The sequence below is a fragment of the Trichocoleus sp. DQ-A2 genome, assembly GCF_039961915.1.
In the GTDB taxonomy this organism is placed as follows: domain Bacteria; phylum Cyanobacteriota; class Cyanobacteriia; order Cyanobacteriales; family FACHB-T130; genus FACHB-T130.
Map to the genome: position 1 here is coordinate 77740 of NZ_JAMPKD010000020.1, position 22103 is coordinate 99842.

Annotated in this window: 22 protein-coding genes and 1 pseudogene; 10 read left to right on the forward strand and 13 right to left on the reverse strand. The window is 46.7% G+C overall.

From position 1 onward, the window contains the following. Nucleotides 1-128: 128 nt before the first annotated feature. Entirely contained in the window at nucleotides 129-581 is a 453-nt protein-coding gene (locus NC997_RS19405; protein ID WP_190414267.1) for a hypothetical protein, read from the reverse strand. 130 nt (nucleotides 582-711) lie between these two features. Next, nucleotides 712-900: a CsbD family protein gene (locus NC997_RS19410; protein ID WP_190414269.1), complete on the reverse strand. Its 189-nt coding sequence runs from the start codon at nucleotides 898-900 to the stop codon at nucleotides 712-714. Nucleotides 901-1635: 735 nt separating this feature from the next. Between NC997_RS19410 and uvrB the strand changes: the two genes are divergently transcribed. The 9 genes and pseudogenes from uvrB (at nucleotide 1636) to NC997_RS19455 (ending at nucleotide 12873) form a co-directional block, all read left to right on the forward strand. Further along, nucleotides 1636-3633 (forward strand): excinuclease ABC subunit UvrB, encoded by a 1998-nt coding sequence (uvrB, locus tag NC997_RS19415; protein WP_190529183.1) that lies wholly within the window; start codon nucleotides 1636-1638, stop codon nucleotides 3631-3633. 226 nt (nucleotides 3634-3859) lie between these two features. Beyond that, nucleotides 3860-4021: pseudogene (locus NC997_RS19420) on the forward strand (Uma2 family endonuclease); the annotation flags it as partial. A 774-nt stretch (nucleotides 4022-4795) separates the two neighbouring features. Continuing rightward, the gene (hpsE, locus tag NC997_RS19425) at nucleotides 4796-5764 is read left to right on the forward strand and encodes a hormogonium polysaccharide biosynthesis glycosyltransferase HpsE (RefSeq protein ID WP_190414344.1); all 969 of its coding nucleotides are present in this window, start codon (nucleotides 4796-4798) and stop codon (nucleotides 5762-5764) included. A gap of 252 nt (nucleotides 5765-6016) precedes the next feature. After that, nucleotides 6017-7162, forward strand: a complete 1146-nt coding sequence (locus tag NC997_RS19430) for a DegT/DnrJ/EryC1/StrS family aminotransferase (RefSeq protein WP_190414273.1) — start codon at nucleotides 6017-6019, stop codon at nucleotides 7160-7162. A gap of 86 nt (nucleotides 7163-7248) precedes the next feature. Continuing rightward, nucleotides 7249-8133, forward strand: coding sequence for a cyanoexosortase B (crtB, locus tag NC997_RS19435; protein ID WP_190414275.1), 885 nt, complete (start codon nucleotides 7249-7251; stop codon nucleotides 8131-8133). Continuing rightward, complete coding sequence (locus NC997_RS19440) at nucleotides 8130-8864, forward strand: cyanoexosortase B system-associated protein (protein ID WP_190529185.1); 735 nt, start codon at nucleotides 8130-8132, stop codon at nucleotides 8862-8864. Before crtB ends, NC997_RS19440 begins: the two co-directional genes overlap by 4 nt. Nucleotides 8865-8889: 25 nt before the next feature. Beyond that, nucleotides 8890-9021, forward strand: coding sequence for a hypothetical protein (locus tag NC997_RS19445; RefSeq protein WP_277877629.1), 132 nt, complete (start codon nucleotides 8890-8892; stop codon nucleotides 9019-9021). A 220-nt stretch (nucleotides 9022-9241) separates the two neighbouring features. After that, on the forward strand, nucleotides 9242-10534 hold the full coding sequence (locus NC997_RS19450; RefSeq protein ID WP_199306262.1) for a polysaccharide biosynthesis/export family protein: 1293 nt from the start codon (nucleotides 9242-9244) through the stop codon (nucleotides 10532-10534). Between the two features lie 167 nt (nucleotides 10535-10701). Further along, nucleotides 10702-12873: a tyrosine-protein kinase domain-containing protein gene (locus tag NC997_RS19455; protein ID WP_190529187.1), complete on the forward strand. Its 2172-nt coding sequence runs from the start codon at nucleotides 10702-10704 to the stop codon at nucleotides 12871-12873. 222 nt (nucleotides 12874-13095) lie between these two features. On the opposite strand, the gene NC997_RS19460 is transcribed toward NC997_RS19455, so the two are convergent. From NC997_RS19460 to leuB, 11 genes are all read right to left on the reverse strand, one after another. Continuing rightward, complete coding sequence (locus NC997_RS19460; protein WP_190414281.1) at nucleotides 13096-13821, reverse strand: rhomboid family intramembrane serine protease; 726 nt, start codon at nucleotides 13819-13821, stop codon at nucleotides 13096-13098. A gap of 189 nt (nucleotides 13822-14010) precedes the next feature. Next, nucleotides 14011-14343 (reverse strand): cytochrome c6 PetJ, encoded by a 333-nt coding sequence (gene petJ, locus NC997_RS19465; protein ID WP_190529189.1) that lies wholly within the window; start codon nucleotides 14341-14343, stop codon nucleotides 14011-14013. 170 nt (nucleotides 14344-14513) lie between these two features. Next, on the reverse strand, nucleotides 14514-14933 hold the full coding sequence (gene petE, locus NC997_RS19470) for a plastocyanin (protein WP_190529191.1): 420 nt from the start codon (nucleotides 14931-14933) through the stop codon (nucleotides 14514-14516). A gap of 138 nt (nucleotides 14934-15071) precedes the next feature. Beyond that, entirely contained in the window at nucleotides 15072-15563 is a 492-nt protein-coding gene (gene psbV2 / locus NC997_RS19475) for a photosystem II cytochrome PsbV2 (protein WP_190529193.1), read from the reverse strand. A gap of 84 nt (nucleotides 15564-15647) precedes the next feature. Next, nucleotides 15648-16139 carry a photosystem II cytochrome c-550 gene (psbV, locus tag NC997_RS19480; protein WP_190529195.1) on the reverse strand — a complete coding sequence of 164 codons (492 nt, stop codon included), beginning with the start codon at nucleotides 16137-16139 and terminating at the stop codon, nucleotides 15648-15650. 179 nt (nucleotides 16140-16318) lie between these two features. After that, on the reverse strand, nucleotides 16319-16513 hold the full coding sequence (locus NC997_RS19485; protein ID WP_190414291.1) for a translation initiation factor IF-2 N-terminal domain-containing protein: 195 nt from the start codon (nucleotides 16511-16513) through the stop codon (nucleotides 16319-16321). A gap of 72 nt (nucleotides 16514-16585) precedes the next feature. After that, nucleotides 16586-17524: an acetyl-CoA carboxylase, carboxyltransferase subunit beta gene (accD, locus tag NC997_RS19490; protein ID WP_190414293.1), complete on the reverse strand. Its 939-nt coding sequence runs from the start codon at nucleotides 17522-17524 to the stop codon at nucleotides 16586-16588. A 42-nt stretch (nucleotides 17525-17566) separates the two neighbouring features. Further along, nucleotides 17567-17779, reverse strand: coding sequence for a hypothetical protein (locus tag NC997_RS19495; RefSeq protein ID WP_190414294.1), 213 nt, complete (start codon nucleotides 17777-17779; stop codon nucleotides 17567-17569). Nucleotides 17780-17833: 54 nt separating this feature from the next. Next, nucleotides 17834-18655 carry an A24 family peptidase gene (locus tag NC997_RS19500; protein WP_190529197.1) on the reverse strand — a complete coding sequence of 274 codons (822 nt, stop codon included), beginning with the start codon at nucleotides 18653-18655 and terminating at the stop codon, nucleotides 17834-17836. Nucleotides 18656-18742: 87 nt separating this feature from the next. Further along, nucleotides 18743-19006 carry a hypothetical protein gene (locus tag NC997_RS19505; RefSeq protein ID WP_190414298.1) on the reverse strand — a complete coding sequence of 88 codons (264 nt, stop codon included), beginning with the start codon at nucleotides 19004-19006 and terminating at the stop codon, nucleotides 18743-18745. A gap of 126 nt (nucleotides 19007-19132) precedes the next feature. After that, on the reverse strand, nucleotides 19133-20227 hold the full coding sequence (leuB, locus tag NC997_RS19510) for a 3-isopropylmalate dehydrogenase (RefSeq protein WP_190529199.1): 1095 nt from the start codon (nucleotides 20225-20227) through the stop codon (nucleotides 19133-19135). A 910-nt stretch (nucleotides 20228-21137) separates the two neighbouring features. On the opposite strand from leuB, the gene NC997_RS19515 reads away from it, so the two are divergent. Continuing rightward, nucleotides 21138-22088 carry an ABC transporter ATP-binding protein gene (locus NC997_RS19515; protein ID WP_190414301.1) on the forward strand — a complete coding sequence of 317 codons (951 nt, stop codon included), beginning with the start codon at nucleotides 21138-21140 and terminating at the stop codon, nucleotides 22086-22088. Nucleotides 22089-22103 lie beyond the last annotated feature (15 nt).

Here is a 22103-nt window from a genome sequence, read left to right on the forward strand (position 1 = left end):
AAAGCTAAAAGAAAAAATCGTAAATTCTGGGTAGAGAGGGGATTCACCCCATCTCTACAAATGCACCTTCTAAAGTAGTTAAAGCTAGATGAATTGCCCCAGCTTTCACCGATTTCCCCTTAGTTAAACTAAGCACCTTGATACTGAATTTGTTTTGACTGCTCATCATATTTGGCTGTCAAAATCAGTTTTTTATCTGGCGCATACATCAAAATGGTTAAATCTTGGTTGGGAAAATTCTTGTGGAATCCTTGAGCTAAAGAGCTTGCTAAACTTTTAACTTCGTTAGGACGGACTTGGGGCGTAATCACAACTCCTAATTTGTTGTTATCACGGACGTAGGCATCCTTGACTAATCCTTTCGCTGTCTGGACTACCCAGTTACCAAATTCTTGACCGGCGGCAGTGCTACCGCGTTCCAACTGTTGATATGCGACAATGCTGTTAGCACCGCTACTCGCACCCGGTAGAGCTTTCGGTTGAGTTGCTTGGCTGGCTCCACTACAAGCTGTAGCTGTAGAGAGGAACAGAACCAAGACTAAAGCCGTAAAAATTTTCCGAAATTGCTGAAGAAAATTCACCTCAGTCTCCTATTAAACTTGTCTTTACAAGACAGAATCAGGGTGTTACCTGTCTGTGGTATTGGCTGCATTAAATAAGGGAGAAGGTCTAGATGAATCTTTTCAGTAACTAGACCTCCAAAGTCAAGTATTAGGCGTTATCAACCAAATCTTTTGCCTTATCTTTCACATCTTCTTTGGTGTGACTTACTTGGGCTTCAGCTTGCTTGGCTTTTCCTTCAGCTTTATCTTCTGGATCGCCAGTTATATTGCCGAGCGCTTCTTGGGCTTTGCCTTCGATATTTTTGCCGGTTGCTTTAGCTCTATCTTCAACGCTCATTTTTTTCTCCTAATCTTTCAAACAGTTTTTAATTTAGAAGATGCGTTAAATTTGCGTTATTGCCGCAGTCTTCTTTTGCTTCTATGTATTCAATGTATCTAGTTTTGTTTACACAGCCTTCTGCCCCCAGACAGAAAAAATGGGGATCGCTATTATTACTCTTTACCTATGCTCAAAGAATGAGTATTTCCTACGGCTAAAGGTAGATGATAATTTAAAAAAATTCTTAATTTTTACAATAGGAAATCTTGTCTCGGCTAAAAACGTGGGATCATTATCCCATTCATAAGTTCCCTTCAACAGCTTTCTCGAACCTTTGCAATGGAAGCACCCCTGCACCGCTAGAAACAAGCGGCTTTTCAAAGTTGTAGAGGGAGTGCTAATCAAGTAAAGGGGGAGAAGTAATTTAGTCCAAAGTGCGACTAAAGTGAGGTTGCAAAAAACTTGCATGACACAATTTCATTTGCAAGCAATGTTGAAGCCAATAAACGAATCAGCGATCGCTTTACCGCTCGAATACAAAAGATAAGAATTGTCAATATTTGTTAAAACAATTATGCTGTTGGCGATAAACGTGCATAACAGTGACAAGTTAGGATTTATTTCTGGCGATCGCTAGATGAGCAAGGCATAGAAGAGGGCAAATGGCTAGGATGAGAGAGAAGAGAGATGTGGTAATCTGCCGACCAAGCTCCAGGCACGAAAAACAATTTTCTTAAAGCTTCTTAAAACTGTATGACGCAATTTTGTCTGCAAGCTCCCTTTCAACCGACGGGCGATCAGCCGAATGCGATCGCGCAACTCACGAAAGGCGTAAAAAAAGGCGATCGCTTTCAAACCCTACTGGGAGCGACGGGAACGGGCAAGACATTCTCAGTAGCAGCCGTTATTGAGAATGTCGGCAGACCCACGCTGGTATTGGCGCACAACAAAACGCTCGCTGCTCAATTGTGTAACGAATTGCGGGAGTTCTTTCCCCCAAATGCGGTGGAGTATTTCGTCAGTTACTACGACTACTATCAGCCAGAAGCGTATATTCCCGTCACCGACACATATATCGAGAAAAGTGCTGCAATTAACGACGAAATTGATATGTTGCGACACTCCGCCACGCGATCGCTTTTTGAGCGGCGCGATGTCATTGTCGTGGCTTCCATTAGCTGTATTTATGGTTTGGGAATTCCCTCGGAATATCTCAAAGCCGCGATTCCCCTAAAGATGGGGCGAGAAGTAAATCAACGCGAGTTGCTGCGAGATTTAGCTTCCGTGCAGTATAGCCGCAACGATGTAGAAATGGGGCGAGGAAAGTTCCGAGTTCGGGGCGATGTGCTGGAAATTGGCCCTGCTTACGAAGATCGGATTATTCGCGTAGAATTTTTTGGAGATGAAATTGACGCCATTCGCTACGTTGACCCCGTAACTGGCGAAATTCTTCAGAGTATGGACGCCGTAAATGTGTACCCAGCGCGTCACTTTGTCACCCCAGAAGATCGGCTAGAAGCCGCTTGTAATGACATTGAACAGGAACTTAAAGATCGGCTAGAAGAATTAGAAAAAGCCGGGAAATTACTAGAGGCGCAACGACTCGATCAGCGCACTCGCTACGATTTGGAAATGTTGCGGGAAGTCGGATATTGCAACGGCGTTGAGAACTACTCCCGACATTTAGCAGGACGGCGTGCGGGAGAACCGCCAGAGTCCTTGATTGATTATTTTCCCAAAGATTGGCTGTTGGTGGTGGATGAATCTCACGTCAGCGTCCCCCAAATCCGGGGAATGTACAATGGCGACCAAGCACGAAAAAAAGTGCTGATTGAACATGGTTTTCGCCTCCCCAGTGCGGCTGATAACCGTCCTCTGAAGTCAGAAGAGTTCTGGGAGAAGGTAAATCAGTGTATTTTTGTTTCTGCAACTCCCGGTAACTGGGAGATAGAACAGTCAGAGGATCGAATTGTACAACAGGTAATCCGTCCGACTGGCGTACTCGATCCAGAAATTTTTGTGCGTCCCACGGAAGGACAAATTGACGACTTGTTAGGTGAGATTAAAGACAGGATTGACAAGCGAGAACGGGTGCTAGTTACTACCTTAACTAAGCGCATGGCGGAGGATTTGACAGAATATTTACAAGAACGAGGAATTCGAGTCCGCTATCTGCACTCAGAAATTAACTCGATTGAGCGAATTGAAATCTTGCAAGAGTTGCGCGAGGGTAATTTCGATGTGCTAATTGGGGTTAACTTGCTCCGAGAAGGGTTGGATTTGCCGGAAGTTTCTCTGGTGGCAATTTTGGATGCAGATAAAGAAGGTTTCTTACGCGCAGAGCGATCGCTTATTCAAACGATTGGTCGTGCGGCTCGTCACGTCCGGGGTCAAGCGATCCTCTATGCTGATAATCTCACCGATAGCATGATCAAAGCGATTGACGAAACCGATCGGCGGCGGGGGATTCAGATGGCATATAACAAGATGCACAACATTACACCCCAACCGATTATCAAAAAAGTCAATAACTCAATTTTGGCTTACCTAGATGTTTCGCGGCGGCTGAATTCTCAACAGTTGGAAGAAATTTACGAACAGGCGGACGATTTGCCTTTAGAGAATATTCCAGAGTTGATTACCCAACTGGAAGCGCAGATGAAGGAAGCAGCAAAGAATTTGCAGTTTGAAGAAGCGGCAAAATACCGCGATCGCATCAAGCATCTGCGAGATAAATTACTCGGTCATTAAAAACGCTCAAGCGCCTCTCCTTTCTTACTTTGCGTCCTTCGCGTCTAAGCACTTCGCGCAGGCTTCGCCAACGCGGTTCAAAAATTCAACAGCGATCGCACTTTGACTGGAAAAACAGGGTGAAGAGCGATCGCATCCATACACCAATCAGCCATCTGAAAGCCAAGTGCAATCTTCATAATTGAGTTCACCGACTCAGGCATCACCCGTGCAGCCTATGAACGCCATCACCAACGGCGTTGGCTTAGGATGGCTGATTGATCCAAAGACGAAGCAGGTAGAAATTTACCGTGTAGGGCAAGATGTAGAGGTGTTGGAGTTTCCTTTAACTCTATCTGGCGAGGATGTGCTACCTGGATTTGAGTTGGATTTGGATGAGGTATGGTGAAAGCTGATTTTTGGTAAGCGATCGCATCCAACCCGAATGGGATTCACTGCTAGAACATTGCTACACAGATGGCAATTCTCGGTACGAGCGGCACCACCTCATTAGTTCCGCATATTCCGGAAGGGCGCTAGATAAGGCATACCAAGGATTTCTGGAAAATTTAGCAAGCGCAATTTTTTGTCATCCCAGCTAATTCCCTCATCCAGAAATCATGCTCTCAAGGAAAATAAACCTTACCCTAAATTTCTACCTTTTGATTGTGGTGAATGGTACTGGCGATATCCGTACAATGTTGGCGATCGCTGTCTGAAACTTCACTGCCGCCAATGCAGTTAAACTTTATAAGAGGCGACTCTTACTTTGTCGTGCCCATCTCATAACCCCAACGTTCAGGGTGCCACGAGAAAACCTAGCGTCCCCTGCGGCTCGTGGAGCGTCAATCTGGCTTTGAATCGTCAAATGTCGATTTTTCTCCGGCATCTACCCACAGCCGAGTCATCTCCCCGCGTCATCAGCGGCTGACGACGATCTTCCAGATTAGGCAGTGCTGAAACCAGAAAAATTAAATTTGCATCTGCATCTTCGATCTTGTTTGCAAAGGGCAGAGCTTCTCGATAATGTTGGCAATTCGCGCAGTCCTAATTATGTTCGTGGGGTTGCGATTTCAACCAGTACTTCTGGGCATACTAAGAGTATAGAAGAGCATCATTAAGCTTAGGAATGTAACATATGCTTAATTACGATCGCGTATCTGAAAAAACTGCTCTGAAACCGATGTCTGTTGATTTTACTGTAGCCATTCCGACTTATAACGGGGAAGACCGTTTACCTGATGTCTTAGAGCGACTGCGATCGCAAATTCATACCGAGCAAATTGTCTGGGAAGTTTTAGTTGTTGATAATAACAGCTCAGACAATACCGCCAAAGTTGTTCGAGAATACCAAGCAAACTGGCCTTTCGCCTATCCTTTAAGATATTGTTTTGAACCCCAACAAGGACTTGCCTTTTCCCGTCAACGTGCAGTCCAAGAAGCCAGAGGTAAGTTGATTGGATTTCTTGATGACGATAATTTACCAACATCTACGTGGGTTGCAGCAGCATACACATTTGGGCAAAATCATCCGAAAGTTGGCGGTTATGGGAGCCGCATTTATGGTGACTTGCAAGGGACTCCTCCCAAAAATTTTGAAGAAATCGCTTGTCTGCTCGCTATTGCAGACAGGGGAACAAATGCTCTATGCTACGAACCCCACAAAAAGGTTCTACCACCTGGAGCTGGATTAGTTGTGCGTCGCCAAGTCTGGCTGGAAAGCGTGCCAAAAAATTTTATTCTTCACGGGCGAATTGGCGACAATATGCTGGCAGGAGAAGATTTAGAAGCGCTATTACATATTCAACAAGCTGGATGGGAAATTTGGTACAACCCTGAAATGTGTATTTACCATCGAATTCCCCACTGGCGCTTAGAGAAAGACTATTTAATCAAATTATGTCGCGGCATTGGTTTGAGCCGCCATCGGACTCGGATGCTAAGTTTCAAACCTTGGCAGCGACCCGCCGTTTTTTTTATGTATATGGTTAACGATTTACGTAAAATATTATTTCATCTCATCAAGTATAGATTTTCCTTGAAAGATGATATTGTAGCTGCTTGCCAAATGGAGCTTTTTACTAATAGCCTGATTAGCCCTTTTTATATTTGGAAAACCCGACTACGTACTTATAACATAAAAATTGATTAAATTCTGTGTAGAGAATTTGCCGTTTATATTGTAAATATTCTCAATATAAAAGCTTTACTTTCTCTTCATACAGGGAGTATTCGTCTCGCTTAAACTGGTCTTTAGCTGGATCAACAGTGAAAAATTTATGGAAGCGATCGCTCTAAAAGCCTAAGCTTTTCTTCCAATCAGTGCTGTTGATACCTCAAAAGGCATTCTCGTTGGCGATTCAAAAACCCTAGGAACTATCGGTAACTTTAATTCTCATACCGTATGAACAATATTACGACAGCAATTCCCTTTGTGGATCTTCAACTCCAACACCAGCCTCTTCAAACACAGATAGAGGAGGCAGTGCGGGGTACGATTCAACGGGGAGATTTTATATTAGGTCAGGCTGTAGCTGACTTTGAGGCGGCGTTTGCCAGTGCCTGTGGTGTAGCTTATGGCATTGGAGTCGCTTCGGGAACAGATGCGCTAGCGCTCGGATTAGAAGCCTGTGGTATTGGTGCCGGGGATGAGGTCATTTTACCCACCAATACCTTCATCGCCACTCTGATCGGCGTTGTCCACGCTGGTGCCACACCGATTTTAGTCGATTGCGATCCTCAAACTGCGCTAATTGACTTTACAGCCGCCGAAAAAGCAGTCACAGCCAAAACCAAAGCGATCGTTCCAGTGCATCTGTATGGGCAAATGGTTTCGCCCCGTCAACTTTTGGACTTTGCCAGCACCCACAACCTGATTGTATTTGAAGACGCGGCTCAGGCTCACCTAGCACAGCGAGAAGGTTATCGTGCCGGTTCTATTGGTAAAGCAGCAGCTTTTAGCTTCTATCCCAGTAAAAATTTGGGTGCCATAGGAGATGGAGGCATGGTCATCACCAATGATGAAGCAGTAGCGAAGAAAATGCGATCGCTCCGCAATTACGGGTGTTCCCGTAAGTATTACCACACCGAACCCGGTACCAATAGCCGACTTGATACCCTGCAAGCCGCTGTCCTCAACATCAAACTCCCTCATCTTGCCGACTGGAACCACTCACGTAACCAAGCAGCCCAGCAGTACGACGCCTTATTGAAGCCGCTGGCAAACTCTGGAATTTTCCCCATCCAAAACCAAAGTGGCAACGGTCACATTTATCACCTTTATGTTGTTCGTGTCACTGAAGCTTGTCCCCTCGACCGGCAGACGATTCAAGACAAACTAGCGGCTGTTGGTATTCAAACCGGCATCCACTACCCCATTCCCTGTCATCTTCAACCCGCCTTCGAGAATCTCGGCTATCAAGCCGGAGACTTCCCCCAAGCCGAAGCTCTAGCACTGGAAATTTTATCCTTACCGATGTATCCAGGCTTAAGCGATACCCAAGTCCATCAGGTCATTGATACTTTGCAAACCTTGTGTGTGAGAACCTGATGAATTTTCAATGTAAAAAACGCTAAGAATAATGATTCTAACTTTGCGCTTAGCATTAAAAAAGCTTAGAAAATTAAGGTCAAACTATGCATTTTGAGCGAAAGATTCCGATTGCCATTGAGCGTTACTTGCTAGAAGGAACCATTGTTGCTTTGCTGGTGATTCTGTACGCTCCACTGTTATGGCACTGGTACGATGGCTGGTTGAACAAAAATATCAGTATTGAACATGAATATTACAGCCACGGTTTAATTGGGTTGCCTTTTGCCGCCTATATAACCTGGTCAAATCGACAACAATGGCGTCAGTTACCAGATACAAGTCATCCACTAGGCGCAGCCTTGCTAGCCTTGGGCGGGGTATTTTATCTCAGCGGCATTACTGACCTGATAAATTTATCCTTTCCTGCTGTATTAGCTGGACTTTGTCTGTGGCTGAAAGGAGTTCCTGGCTTCAAACTTCAAGGCTTTCCCTTGTTACTCGTATTTTTGGCAACGCCGACCCAAATTCCTTACTTACTAGCTCCCTATACCTTGCCCCTCCAGCGATTCATTGCTGCAACAGCTGGTTTCATCCTGACTCAGTTCGGGATGAATGTTACTGTCAACCAGATTTACTTATTCGTAGGCGGACGAATTGTAGAAGTTGCGCCTTTCTGCGCTGGACTTAAGATGTTATTCACCAGTCTTTATGTAACCTTGATGTTGCTTTACTGGACGGGTGCTTGGGCATCTCGTACGAAGACGATTTTGTTAGTCGTCGGTGCAGTAGTCATTAGCGTTACTGGTAATATCGTCCGCAATACGCTGCTAACTTTCTTTCATGGTACTGGCCAAGAAAAAACTTTTGATTGGCTGCACGAAGGCTGGGGCGGTGATGTTTATTCTGCCTGTATGTTGGGGTTAATTGTGCTTCTACTCAATGCGATCGATCGATATATTTCAGATGAGCCTCAGAAGGATGAAGCATGAAACTGCCCAAGAAATTGCAGCGCTTTCAATTTTCTAAAGTCGTCTTACTGAGTTTTCTTGTCGGACTGATGGCAATTGGCGCAGTTCCTAGTTACTTGACAGGACGCTGGTCTTGGGCAAATCCCCCACGAGTGACCAACCTCAAACAACTCAAAAATATACGGCAGGCTGGTCTAGCGCTTCCCGGCTGGCAGACTCAACAACAGGATACCGTCACGATTGGCGGTCATAAATGGTCGATTCAGGAACTCCAGCAGGATGAAAAAACCCAGGTAACTTTGCTGCTTTTGCCTCAAGAAGATCGCAAGGCTCAACCAGAGGTTGAGTGGATGGATATTAATGGGTTTAAAGAGTGGCAGACCGATCAAGAGCAGCGGTTGCAGTTTAAGGTTGAAACTCAAGCACAAACGGGAACCCAAAACACTACAGAATCTGGAACTTCTGCTACACGTCCGACATCTTCCGATGTTAAAGCTCGTTTCTTTCGCGGTTGGACTCGGCAGCAGACCTTCGCCGTGCTTCAGTGGTACGCTTGGCCTGGAGGAGGCAATCCGTCTCCTAGTGGTTGGTTCTGGGCGGATCAAATGGCTCAATTGCACCGTCGCCGCTTGCCTTGGGTTGCTGTTAGCATCTTGATACCGATGGAGCCTTTGGCTGAGGTTGACACAGCTCTACCACTGGCTAAATCGCTCGGTCAAACGGTTCAAGCTGCTTTGATGAAAGAGTTATGAGTTGAGAGTGGGAGGAGAAATTTGCTTGACTCGCTTGGATTTGAAGAATGAATTTACTGATAACTACACTCTGTGCAATCTGTGCAACTTTTTGAGAATTGTCACCCTTGATGCAACCCGGTGGAGTTTAGAAGCCAAACGGCTTTCTAACGGGTAGAAGTTTATCGCATCTTGATCCAAGGATGTTGGAAGGGAACCTAAAGCTCCATAAGGGTTTTAGGATTTGCAATCGTGCCAGTCTAAAACATCACGGGATGAATTTCTGGGGAGGAACTTCAAGACGCGATCGCTTTGTTGAGAATGCAAAGAAAGTTGCACAGTGAGTTATAACTGATAAATTTGATGATCGGTTCCCTAAGGTCTTAGTGAATATATTTATGTCTCGCACTTCTGGAGGCTGGTTTCACCGCTTCACCGCCTTCTTTCTCTTCACTCTCCACACGAGTGTCTACACGTTGCCGAGTAGTGTCCTACTCTGGATGCTGCACTCAGGGAGTTTTGCTGGTAGAGGGATGAGTCAAACTTTACCCACATTACCCAACTCGGTCGCGCCTCCCCTCCCGCCTCCGCCTCCTTCCCCTAATACCAACGAAAACGTACAATCGCCAGTGGTGATTCCAGCAGCTCCTATCGATCCCACCAGTCCGCCGCCACCGCTGGGTTATCCATCGCCTCAGCCGTTTGAGGGACAGCCGACCCAGTTTAATAATCGCTACCTACTGGGAACGGGAGATACCATTTCGGCGTTGGTTGAGCGTTTTCCAGACTTGAGTTTTCAAAGCGTCATTGACGCGGAAGGAAACATTGTGGCACCCCTATTAGGGAAAATATCTGTACTGGGTCTGACTCTGGAAGAAGCTCAGGAAAAAATTCGCTTGGGATTAAACCGCTTTGTCATCGATCCCGCTGTCACTGTAACGCTGGCAGGTCAACGTGCAGCCCAAGTTACTATCAGTGGCGAAGTCGTTAGACCTGGTTTCTACACCCTGGCTCCTGGCGCTCAACTTTCTGCGGCATTGCTAATCGCTGGCGGTAGCACTAATCTCGGAGATCTGCGATCGGTTTTGGTGCGTCGCGCCCGGATCGATGGCTCGACAATTGAGCAACGGGTTGATTTGTTTACGCCGCTGCTAAATGGACAGTCACTCCCCAATTTACGCTTACAAGATGGCGATGCAGTAGTCATCCCGAAGCTAGAAGTTGCTACGGAGCAAAACTACGATCGCTCGTTAGTTTCTCGTTCTACTGTGTCTCAGCAGCAGATCAATATCCGAGTTTTGAGCTACGCTGGTGGGGGAATTGGTAGTATTAGCTTGCCCAACGGTAGTACATTTGTTGATGCTTTAAGCGCGATTGGTCCCAGTCCAGATACTTCTAACCTGCGAAATATTGCCCTGATTCGATTCGATCCCGAACGCGGCAAAGCAGTGACTCAGAAAATAGACGGGAAAGCAGCGCTACTGGGAAACATTGCTCAAAATGTCCCCCTAAGGAATAACGATGTCATTGTGGTAGGTCGTAACTTGGTTGGTAAGATCACTTATGCCTTAAGTACTTTTACTCAACCCTTTCGGGATATTTTGGGATTTCTGCTATTTTTTGATCAGCTAAGAGAAAGTGCTACCGATCTGTTTGGTCCAACGACTGATAGTAACAATAACTCCGACTAAAGAAGCTGGTAATAAATGCCAGCTCAAACCAAAAATATCTGAGAAAATAGATGATAGAAAATACCAAGCCAAAGCAGCAAAATAAGAAAAACATTTAGCGTAAACTTTTGATTTCTACTTGTTTCTACTCCTGATTTCCTCATTAGCCCCTAGGCCCGAAAACGACCATGACTCCTCCCATTGTTAAGCGTTATCTGATCGCCCTGGATCAACATAAATGGATTGGATTAGCTGGTTTTACTATCATTGTCGGTGCATCAGCCGTCATGGGTATACAACCAGCACCAGCTCCTGTTTTCAAGGCCACAGGGGTACTGGCTTATAACGGGCCGATTGCACCATTTTCAACGACGACGCAAGCGATTCAAAAGCAGGGTCAAGAGCTGAATGAGGATACGCTGCTAGCAGAGAATGTGGTTAAAGCAGCAGCAACGCGGGTGAAAGCAGACACAACACAAATTGCTAAAAATGCGAAAGTAAAGCTGCCGGAGGAGGACGAACCGAAGGTTATTCAAGTTTCTTACAGCGATAGCGACCCGAAGCGAGCGAGTGCCACCTTGGAAGCGCTAATGCAGGGAATGGTGGAACAGAGTCGTTTGATTAACAGCTCCCGGCTACGAGCGATTATTGACTCTATCAGTGCCCGGTTATCTCCTGCTGAGATGCAACTTAAAGAGGCGCAACAGAGACTAGAGCAGTATATTCGCCAGGAGGGACCCGCACTGGTTGCCGCTCAGGATGGGAGGACACTGGGTGCAATTTCTGGCAGCCAAGAGCAGCAACGTCAGATTCAGATGACTTTGGAGGGAATTGACACTCAAATTCGTAGTCTACAAAACAAGTTGGGTTTGACGGCGGCTGAAGCTTACACGTCTTCTGCCTTGAGTGCTGACCCAATTATTAACAGCTTGCGATCGCAAATTCATCAAACTGAAACCCAGCTGCAAATTCTCAGCCGGGATTTGCGGCAAGAGCATCCTCAAATCATTCAGCTGAAAAAACAGCTAACAGCCTACAACGAACTGCTATCGTCGCGAGCATCGGAGGTAATGGGTGGAGGCGGTGTAGCAGCGCCCTTGCCCCCCAGCCAAATTCGCAGAGACAGCAGCCTCGACCCCACGCGGCAAGGTATGGCAAACACGCTGGTAGCTTTACAAACCCAGCGCGAAACCCTGCAACAGCAACTACAGGCTAGTCGCAAAACCGAGCAGCAACTCCGTGCTGAATATGTAAAAATCCCCAATAAACAGCTGGATCAAGCCCGACTACAACAGCAGGTTCAGCTCAAACAAGGTCTGTACGATAAGATGCAGGCGGCATTAGTAGATGCCAAAGCAGCAGAAGCCGAGACGGTCAGCAGTCTTACCATTGCTCAACCGCCACAAGTTGCCGCTAGCGAGCAGAAGAGTCAAAGCTTACCGTTAACGGTAGCTGTGGGAGCTTTGGTCGGAGTATTAGTGGGTGGCGGATTGATTTTCCTGTTAGCGATGCTGGATGGCACGTTCTACACGGTCGAGGAAGTGCGGGCAGCACTACGACAACGGGATGTTCTGGTGCTGGGTGAAGTGCCTTTCGTTGTCCTCCAAGATCCGCAATTGGGCGAGACGCCGGTTCTGCTCCAGCAGGATTCTGTTTATCACGAGTATTACGAGCGCTTCCGCAGCACTCTGCGGCGAGCCAGCGATCAACCTTTGAAAGTAGTGTTATTGACCAGCACGATTAGCCAAGAGGGTAAGACAGTCAATGCTTATAACCTTGGAATTGCATCAGCTTGTGCTGGCAAGCGCACTCTAGTGATAGAAACTGATTTGCGATCGCCTTCTGAGTCCAAATTCCTGAAAGTCTCTCCCGATCCAGGTGCTAGTCTCGAACCCCTACGGTACTACACTCAGTTAAGTGAGTGTATCCGTTTAGTTCCAGATATTGAGAACCTATACGTGGTGCCTAGTCCCGGCCCGGTACGTAATCCTGCTGCGATTCTGGAATCCAGCGAACTCAGGCGGCTGATCGAAGATGCGCGAGGTCGTTTTGACTTGGTGATTCTCGATACCCCCGCCTTAAGCCGGTGCAACGATGCCCTCCTATTGGAACCCTACGCCGATGGTATCGTTCTGGTGACTCGACCCGGTTTCACCCAGGAGAGTATTTTGGTAGAGGCAGTCGATCAATTGACCGAGGCAGAACTACCACTCGTGGGAGCGCTCATCAATGCGGTAGACACGCCAGTACAGGTTCCCAGCGCGAATAACGAGGATATTGAAGCCGACATAGAAGAAGAAGAATTAGAACCTTCTCCTTCTCGGTCCGAAAAAGTGCCAAATGAGTACATTAAGCGTTAATCATCGCAAATCCAGTTCGGATATCCATCCTCAATGGAAACCGCTAATGACAAATGGCTAACCGCTCATTGTAGAAAAGTAATGAGCAGTTAGCCATTCGTAAAAAAAACTAGCTGTAAAGCGTCTAAAAAAAACCTGTTTAGATTCTTGTTTGTAGCACAGGAGAAGAAGTGACTGCTTTTCCTGATTTTCAAAATATGCAGCTCCGCCAAGAACCGCTTGCTAAAAAGTTTGTTGTTCTGGATGATTATCCGAATTAGAAGAAAACAAGCCCAACAGCGGTGCTAAGATTGCCCCGAAAACAAAACCACCAGCGTGTGCCCAATAGGCAACTCCACCTTGCTCCATACCAATATTCGCAGGCGCATTCAGACTCGCAACACCATAAAAAGCCTGCTGAACAAACCAAAAACCGAGGAAGAAAACAGCAGGAACGCGAATCGTGGTGAAGAAAATCCCCAGAGGAATTAATGTTAGCACTTGTATATTAGGGAATCTGAGAATGTAGGCACCTAAGACACCCGCGATCGCGCCACTGGCCCCCAAGGAAGGAATGCCAGAGTTCATTGAAAAATACCACTGAGTTAAAGCTGCTAGAATCCCGCAAGTCAGGTAAAAAATTAAGTACCTAACGTGACCCAGCTTGTCTTCAACGTTATTGCCAAAAATCCAGAGGAACAGCATATTACCGGCAAGGTGTAAAAACCCGCCGTGCAAGAATTGCGATGTCACCAGTGTCAGCCACTCCGGTACCGGCTGATTCACGGGTATGCCACTAAAGCTAGCAGATAACTCTCTAGGAACCACAGCGGCAAGGCGAAAAAAACCTTCCAGCTGTTGTGGAGCCAAAGTCAACTCATATATAAAAGCCAAAATATTCGCAGCAATCAGTCCATAAGTGACATACGGAGTGAGGCGTGTAGGATTATCATCACGTAAAGGAACCACAGGCGTCTTTCCTAACTATCCAAGCAAAAGCTGGAAACAACATAACTTAATTTCTTCCTAGCTGTCTTTTCACCTCTGGATAGAGATCCCGTATGAGACGCTCTCGGTGAGAAGGTAGAGGCAATAAATAAACCCCTCTAGGGACATTAGAGGGGTTTAATCATGGTGCATGAAGAAATTATTGTCAGACTACCAGCCCTGTGCAGCCTTTTCCATGACATAGGCAGCAACATCCTCAATTTGTTGTTTATTCAGACGTCCTTTGAAGGCTGGCATAGCATTTTTACCATTCATTACCTGGTTGACAATGGCATCCATCGAATACATCCCATACTTGTCTAGGGCATCCTTCTTTAAAGTTTTATTAGCCATAATCACGTTACCGCCGCCCACATGGCAAGCAGCGCAGTTAGCGCTGAAAATTTTAGCACCACTGACTGTATCAGCTGCATTGGCTGGGCGAGTCAAGGCAACTGTCAACAGAGCAATCGTCAACAGTAAAACCGATAACAGTTTCCTCAACTTGATTCTCCTCTTCTTAACAGGTCTTCTTAACAGGTACAGTCATAAAAAAAAGCCTTGCAGAACTATTCTAAGCTTCTTCAAGGCTTTTTCTATCACCAAAGAGGAGAAGAAATCTTAAACCTCAAGGGTGATTATGATTGAATTGCCAGCCTAAAGGAACGGTTCTATTAACCCTCGACTGTAATTTTACCAACCATCCCAGCGCCCCGGTGAGGTTGACAATAGAACGTATAGGTGCCTGCTGGTGTGTCAGCGGGGAAAGTCGTTTCGTAGGATTCTCCTGGAGAGTTTAGCAACTTGGTGTGAGACAGATCCTTAGCCAGCGCTTTATCTCCGTTTGGCACTCCCTTATCATCAAAAACAGCATTATGGGGAGCTAGTTTATTATTGACAAATTTTACTGTGTCACCCGGCTTGATTGTGAGTTTAGCCGGTTCAAACTTCAACATCCCGGCATCTGTGCCCATTTTAATCGTATAGGTTTCTGCTGATGCAGGAGAAGCTGACAACACAAAGCTAGAGACTACTAGCAGAATTGTGCAAATTAGTAAACCTAAGCTTCGTGGAATTGCCATTCTCAATCTCATCGTTTCCTCCCAAAATTGTCAATTAATTTTGTTTAGTAGTATTTTAGCTTTAACGCTTACATTCTGTAGAAAATTAAAACATTTCTGCTTTCTATCAATCGGAGGCATTGGCAGATGCATCCTGAATCGGCACGAAGATCAGAAATCATTTGTACCCCATCCCGGTGCTACCTGCGCGGCTCTTAGAACAAAGGCTGCTATCGTTTCTACCTCCTGTCGCGGCATCCAACTTTCCGGTACTTGACGACACCAAAAGCTTTCTTCGCTCCCGTCGTAGGTCATCGGCTGTCGAAGGAAAGCCACGATGCTGTTGATGGTGTCGCGGGGTGGAGTGGCACCAGTCAAGTCCTTCAGGGACAAAGATACGGCTGGATTTGGCAGGGTAGCGCCGCCGACATGACAATTTAGACAGTGTTGTTCAAATAACTGCTTTCCTGCCGAGAAATCTTCCACAGAGAACTGGCGAGTCTGACCTTGCCCATCTAAGTCTAGGGAAATGGGTTCGGTAACTCGCAGGTACTGCCGAACGTAAGAGGTTGCGGCTTGCGCCGGTAGACTGACCATCCAGACACCCCAGCAAATGCCTAAAATCAAAAATAAACGGCGAAGTGAGAAGAGTTGACGCAGCATTGACCATGTTATAGATTGACAAAATACAAAAATTATGAGTTATGAATTTATTCAAAATTCATAACTCATAACTCATAATTTTACTTAGCGCACGGCTTTACCGCCTCCCCACTGTTCGCCGAGGATTTTCGGCTGTAGAAGGATATGACCGCCGATCTTAAACAGGTCATCATCTGTGAGATTTCTCATCACCGTATAAATATCGGAACTCTCTGTGCTGGGGTGTACTTCAGAGATTGCCGTTTCCCCATCGTAGGTCGTGGGATGATGCATATAATCCACCAGAGCGGCAATGTTGTCGCGCGGTGGGGTTGCCCCAGCCAAATCGTCCGGACCTAGACCGACGTTGAAATCAGTCTTGGTAACGCCCCCAGCATGGCACGAAGCGCAGGCATAGTTAAATAGGCGTTTGCCTTCGGCGACTTGTTTTAGGTTTAATGTCACCTGCTGTCCTCGATCGTTTAATTTTACGGTGCGAACTTCGTCAGTTAGTTCGACTGCCATTACCTGAGTGACAAGCAATCCGAAGGTGAAAATTACAGTGGCTAAAGCCAGACTTATGTATCGCTTAAGCATGGTTCTCCTTAAGAAATTTGGTGCGAGTTTTTGATCCACAACACAGCTGGACTCAATCTTAGTAAGCCGACCCCTAAGTTGCAGGCTTCTCAACCAATCATCTGGACAAAAAGAAGCAAGCCGATTGCCAAAAAGGAAAATCGACTGTTGGGACTCAGGATAGTTGGTCGGGATTAATTTTACCCTCCGTCCGTGCCCGATCCCTGCTTTTGAGACAGAATCTTAGAAATGATGGCCTTGGCATCCTCCAGAGCCAGACGGCTCTGTTGGGTTTTATAGGCGATTCCCAATTGTTCGCACAGCTTGAAAACCTCCTCTACTGGGAGGTTATAGTCTGCTGCGATTTCGGCAATGGACAGGTCTGCAAAACCCATGATGATTGAGAGAGATTGAACCGCTCTAATATCAATATCATCCCACTCTTGCGGTCGCTTTCCCTTCCCTGTCTAGTTGCTTGGGATCAATCTAGAAACTGGACGCTCGGAGTCGATCGTTTCTGACAGGGGAACGGGGGGCGGTGCAGGGGGGAGAAATTGGTGTAGCCGAATGAGTTGGGCTAGAGTTTTCTTTAACTGAGTGCGGGGCACAATAGCATCTACAAAACCGTGCTGGAGCAAATACTCAGAAGTTTGAAAATCATCGGGGAGCTTTTCTCGCAAGGTTTGTTCGATCACGCGACGCCCTGCAAAGCCAATTGTGGCTTTTGGCTCTGCGAGAATGATGTCTCCCAACATGGCAAAAGAAGCCGTGACGCCTCCCGTTGTAGGGTGAGTAAGAACCGGAATATACAGCAGTCTGGCTTCTTGATGACGCTCCAAGGCTCCGGAGATTTTCGCCATTTGCATCAGACTTAGCATTCCCTCCTGCATCCTGGCACCGCCGGAGGCACAGACAACCACGACCGGCTTTCTTTCCCAGGTAGCTCGTTCAATCAGGCGGGTAATTTTTTCTCCAACGACAGAACCCATGCTACCGCCCATGAAGCGGAAGTCCATGACACCGAGGGCGACAGGCAAGTTTTCCAATTGCCCCATTCCTGTCTGCACGGCGTCCACCAAGCCAGTTTTGTCTTGAGTTTCTCGCAAGCGATCGCAATATTGTTTGCGATCGCGGAACTTCAACGGATCGGTGGGAAACACCTGTTCATCCAACGGCATCCAGGTATTGGCATCGATCAGCTGGCGGATGCGTTCATCGCTGAACACCCGGTTGTGATGGTTGCACTCCAGGCAAACCATATTGTTTGAGCGGAGGTCTTTGGTATAAGCAAGGACACTACATGCCTCGCACTTTGTCCACAGCCCATCCGCAATCTCACGCTCTTGCCGCTGTTCACTAATTGGCTCTGATTTTCGTCGATTTGCAAACCAATCAAATAGAGACATGAAAACGGTTAATTCCTCTTATTAAAATGATTTTCCTACGCTTTAAGCTTGCTCTTCCTGAATCGGACTCAATAATAGCAGAGCGGCCCACCGATCCTGCGATCGCACCTGTAAGGCAGTAGGACTCCCCGCACCAAAATAAGGTGCCACACCGAGGTCGAGAATCCGACTAGGAATTTGATGAGCCGCTAGCATTTGCTGCATTAATTCAGCTTCCCAGCGAGCGCAATTTGTTTTTAGGGTAATCCAAGACACTGGAATATCTTACAATACGGCAGTATTGCGGTAAATCAGGGCAGGGGGAATGCGTTAATTGAGGGGGAAAAAGAGTTGCAGGTAAGCAGACCAAATCGCCTCACCCCAAAAAGCTGCCAAAAGCGCTCCCAGTGCTAGGAAGGGACCAAACGGCATGGGGCGGTGCCGGTCAAGCCAGCCAAGCGCGATCGCTCCCCCACCGGCAAAGGCTCCCACTACACAAGCCAAAAACCCAGCCAGTAGCAAATTCTTCCAGCCCAACCAGGCTCCCATCATTGCCGCCAGTTTAGCATCTCCTCCACCCATTGCCGCTCGTCCCAAAGCGATCGCTCCCGCAAAAGCAATGATGTCAAACAACCAAATTCCGACTACACCACCCACAATGCCTGACATCAAATGATTTGCACTTTCTGCCCAACTTGCTGCTGGCAGAAAACCGGCGATCGCCTGAAACACTAAACCCAAAATTAAGCCGGTTTGAGTAAGTGGATTGGGCAATGTCATTGTGTCTAAATCGATCAGCGATAGTGTTAACAACCAGCTAAAAAAAGCCCAATATCCTAGCGTTTGCACCGAAATGCCAAACGTCAAGAAAACTAGCAAAAACAACATCCCTGTTGCCGCTTCTACCAGTGGATAGCGCCCGGAAATCTTGCTTCTACAGTGGCGACAGCGCCCCTGTAACCGCAGCCAACCGACAATTGGGACATTTTCACCTTTACCCAGTCGATGCAGACATTGCGGGCAACGAGAAGGGGGCCAAAGAATCGATAAACCTGCTGGCAATCGATAAACTACCACATTGAGAAAACTGCCAATTGAGGCACCCAATGCGAAGACAATCGCAGCAGCAGGCAACGCCATCAAATCATCCATAGCAATTAGTTATCAGTCACGGGTCATGAGTCATGGGTCATGAGTCATGGGTCATGGGTCATGACTAAGGACAATTTAGACTAATCACTAATATATTTCCGACTCAATTTGACTAAAAGGCACAAAACATTCTTGCGGCAACAGAATCGGTTTGCCTGCAAAAATCAGCTTGCCCCGATAGGTATACCGATCGATTGCCACCCCTAGAGGGCGCTGCATACGGTCTGGATGGACTTCCGAGTAAGTCCGATAGATTTGTCGAGCTGCTCTGACGATGCTGGGGTCTAGCAACACGGGGATATCTATCCTTTCCGTCCGATTTTCTAACCGTTGCTGTGAAGCGTAAACCACTCATCTACCCCTGTTATTTGAGCTAGTCTATAATCTACCCGTGCAATTCCTGCAAACTGCAATAGGTATACCAATTTTTGTTGCAGTTGAGGATGAAATTTTCTTAAGACTGTTCTAGGGCTTGGATTAATGCATTGCCCATAGGGCTTGGGTTAATGCATTGCCCATTGCACTGCACCCTAAAAGATTCATCCCCTCAGACATGATGTCACCCGTGCGATCGCCCTCATCCAGAACTTGCATCACCGCTTGCTCGATTCTGTCGGCAGCAGCAGGCTGGTCTAAGGCGTAGCGCAGCATCATCGCTGCACTCAGAACCTGCGCCAGCGGATTTGCTTTATCCTGCCCAGCGATATCGGGGGCAGAACCGTGGACGGGTTCAAAGACACCAGGACCAGATGCACCTAAACTGGCAGAAGGTAACATTCCAATACTGCCGGTAAGCATAGCGGCAGCATCAGACAGGATATCACCAAATAGATTACCTGTCACAATTGTGTCGAATTGTTTAGGCCAGCGAAGAAGTTGCATAGCAGCGGCGTCTACATAGAGGTGAGACAATTCCACATCTGGATATTCTTTCGAGAGCGCAGTTATGCGATCGCGCCACAACTGCGATACTTCCAGCACATTTGATTTATCCACCGAACATAGCTTTCCACTACGTTTTTGCGCTGTCTCAAAGGCTACTCGCCCAATCCGGTCAATCTCTGATTCCGTATAAGCCATTGTATTGACGCCGCGCTTCTCGCCTGTTTCCGTAGCAAAAACTCCTCTCGGTTCCCCAAAGTAGATACCACCAGTCAATTCGCGCACCACCATGATATCAACGCCCTCGACCACTTCCCGTTTCAAGGACGAAGCATCCACTAACTGGGGTAATATTTTGGCGGGACGCAAATTGGCGAATAAGCCAAGACCAGCCCTGAGTCCTAGTAAACCCGTTTCCGGGCGTTGATGGCGAGGGAGGTTATCCCACTTATAACCGCCAATAGCAGCGAGTAAAACAGCATCGCTATTGCGGCATGTTTCCAACGTTTGGGCGGGTAGCGGTTCTCCCGTAGCGTCAATCGCCGCACCCCCCACAAGGGCTTCTTGAAATTCAAACTGAATCTCAAATTGTTTCCCGACAAGTTTCAACACGTCTACCGCTACTGCCATAATTTCAGGGCCAATGCCATCGCCGGGAAGTAGGGTAATACGGTAGTTCTGCTGTGTCATAGGTTGTTCAAAACTCTTGCGAGTTATTAATCATACAGGGGAAATGTACCTGAAAAACGTTCAGATTCAGTTACAATCTGCCCAGCTAGAGCTAAAGCCCAGCTAGACCTAAATAGGTGCGGGAATACCAGCAATTCCTCTGATTGCTAACTTTCTGCCAAAAAAGAAGGCGGTGAGGGCAGCTAGGAGCGGGATGTCTGAGAAGTTGGTTATAACACCATTCATAATGTAATGGGCAAAGCATTCAGTCAATGCTGCTAACAAGGAGAAATTGCCGCTCGAATCCTTCGTCTCTATAAAATGTCAATACTATTTTTCAGCATTTTATCAGCTCGATATCGGATGATTTATGTGCCATTGTCGAAGTTGATTTAGGAGTCGTGTCTTTTACTAACTGGCTTTTGAAGCTCTTTGGAATTTATTAAATAGTTGTAAGTAAGAAAGTTCAAGATGAAAAAATAAAATATCTAAGGCTGATTCGCAAGCAAATTTATTAAAGATTTTTTCAATAAATGATGTAATGTATTGGAATTGTGAATGTCCAAAAAAACCAGTAAGCTTTATTAAAGAAAATTAATTAAAATGCTTGCAGAAAATTATTAAAGATTACAGGCGTGCTTTTTGAGGATTGGAAGAACAGAGCATCCGAATATTAACGAACGGCATTGACACAGAGCCAAAAGTGCGATCGCTCTTGTAAGAGCCTTCTAGGCTTAAAGGTGCTAGCTGAACCAAATAGTAAAATGTTTTATCCGGCTGAAATTATTATAAATTGGGACAAATTAAGGAATTACAAGGCTAATCGGTTCTGAAATCTTGTTTAAATTTCAGAAACGCTCGTGGCAAATGCTGTAGGTAAAGGCTACGCTAGCACTCAAGCAAGCCATCTTACAGTCAACCCTCAGCAGCTATGGCAAAAGAACTGGCAATTCAAACTTGTGGACTCACCAAGCAATTCGATCGACATATTGCAGTTAATGATATTGATTTACAGGTAAAAGCTGGTGAAGTCTATGGACTAATTGGACCGAATGGAGCCGGTAAAACAACGTTGCTGCGGATGTTGGCGGCGGCTGAAGAGCCAACAACAGGTGAAATTTATATTAATGGCGATCGCCTGCAACGCGATCACAGCAACCCTACCCTGAAGCGGCGACTCGGCTATCTACCTGATGACTTCCCCCTGTACGACGATTTGACAGTCTGGGACTACCTAGACTATTTTGGGCGTCTCTACCGCTTGCGAGAACCACACCGCAGCCAGCGCCTGCGGGAAGTTTTAGAACTGGTGCAGCTAACGGGTAAGCGCAATAGCATGATTGCCACTCTCTCGCGGGGGATGAAACAGCGCCTGAGTCTGGCGCGGACAATTATTCACGAACCGATTTTGCTGCTATTGGATGAACCCGTTTCGGGATTAGATCCCCTTGCCAGGATGCAGTTTCGGGAAATCATCAAGGTATTGCAGGAAGCCGGGATGACGATTGTCATTTCGTCACACGTCCTTAGTGACTTAGAGGAACTTTGCACCTCAGTAGGCATCATGGAACTCGGCTTTCTCGTAGAAAGTTCGCCACTCAAGGAACTTCGCCGCCGCCTCAGCCGCCAGCAAATTTTCTTGTCTACGTTGGGTAAGCTAGAGTCACTTGTATCAAAGCTGAGAAACCATCCTTTAGTCGAAGAATTGGAGGTGATGGCGGGACAAGAGCGAGTGCGCCTTTACTTTTCTGGGGGTCAGGAAGATTGTGCTAAGTTGTTGCGATCGCTTGTTGAATCTGACATCCCTCTGACCGAATTTCATTGCACTCAGGAAGACTTGGAAACCATTTTCCTGAAGCTGGGACACCAGCAAGCATCATAAGACAAGATTGAGGAC